Annotated in this window: 1 protein-coding gene; it reads right to left on the bottom strand. The window is 52.9% G+C overall.

The window, feature by feature from the left end; all coding sequences use genetic code 11:
- Positions 1 to 49: 49 nt before the first annotated feature.
- The gene (locus C8K58_RS32170) at positions 50 to 1,198 is read right to left on the bottom strand and encodes an integrase core domain-containing protein (protein WP_098480055.1); all 1,149 of its coding nucleotides are present in this window, start codon (positions 1,196 to 1,198) and stop codon (positions 50 to 52) included.
- Positions 1,199 to 1,286 lie beyond the last annotated feature (88 nt).

Genomic DNA, 1,286 nt, shown 5'->3' on the forward strand with positions numbered 1-1,286 from the left:
GGGGTGTAGAACCGTAGACATCGTTTACATCTGAAACCGGGGACATCGTTTACACATTTGAGGCCTGGACGCGGGTCATACCTCGTCCAAGCCTCCCCAAGGGATAATCACACAGGTACAAATCCCAAGCATCATCTTCAGCTTCTTTGAGCCCTATCCTTTCCCCGGACAGCGCCTCGCTGATAAATACCAACTTGCCGTTCCACTTGATCGATCCGTCCTGCCTGACGCTTCGAACTTTCATTTCTGCCGGATATTCCACATCGGGCAAGCACCCTGGATAAATTCGGGTGGACGGCACATACAAGTCTCCCGGACTTTTCATGCCGAGCGCTTCGTGAGGGCGTACGTAATTAAACTCATGCCTGAAATGCTCCAGCAAAAGCTGCTGCTCGACTAAGTTTTTCCCTAAGGGCAATTCAAGTTTCAAGCTACGGTGCATTCGTTCATGGCGACCATTCTGGGCGGGTCTTCCCGGCATGGTTCGCTCGGGATAAATACCCAGCCGAATCCACCAAACTGCCAGTGTGGAAATTCTTGCCAGGCCAGGAGAGGCGAACGGTACCCCGTTGTCCGAACGGATAACTTCCGGCATGCCGTACTCCTGAAAAAGCCTCTCAAAGGCCTGTTTTACAGGCTGGGTCATGATCTTGGGATGGGCCCTGCACGCTAAAATCAGCCGCGACGCATGGTCTGTGACGGTCAAAGGGAAGCACATCTGAGCATTAAGCATCTTGAACTGCCCTTTGTAGTCAGCACACCACGTCTTGTTAGGTTCGTCGGCCTTTCGCATTTGTGTGTGGGAAATGCTGTGTCGGCGTTTGAAGCGCCGCTTTTTGACGAGCCCAAGTCGGTCAAGCCATTGACCGGCCGTACTTGGAGAGGGCCAGGTGACGGAGGGATCTTCCAGCCGTAATAGCTCGAGAAGCTTTTTCGGCCCCCATTTATCGTGAGCCTCCTTCATCGCGACTACACGGGCCAAAATCTCGTCGTCGGTTTTATTTGGGCTGTTGTGAGGTCGCCGGGACAGTTCGGATAAAGACCTCAAATCGCCGTCGTGCCGGGCAATCCACTTATCGACGGTAGGTCGGCTAACGTCAAAGCGGCGTGCCAACTGACTTTTAGTGAAGTTGCCAGAAAGCCAATCAGCTACCAGCTTGATTCTTTGATTCATGGGGGACTCTTGGTTCCAGGGCATGATCAGTTACCTCCTGATCATGCGTATTAGCCTGTAAACCATGTCCCCGGTTAGAAATGTAAACGATGTCCCCGGTTTGTACCGGGGC

The sequence above is a fragment of the Pseudomonas sp. GV047 genome (genome assembly GCF_003058245.1).
Classification (GTDB): Bacteria; Pseudomonadota; Gammaproteobacteria; order Pseudomonadales; family Pseudomonadaceae; genus Aquipseudomonas; species Aquipseudomonas marginalis.

Bases quoted from the DNA above. Each gene is read 5' to 3' on its own strand.
- C8K58_RS32170 (WP_098480055.1), bottom strand. From the start codon at position 1,198: ATGCCCTGGAACCAAGAGTCCCCCATGAATCAAAGAATCAAGCTGGTA.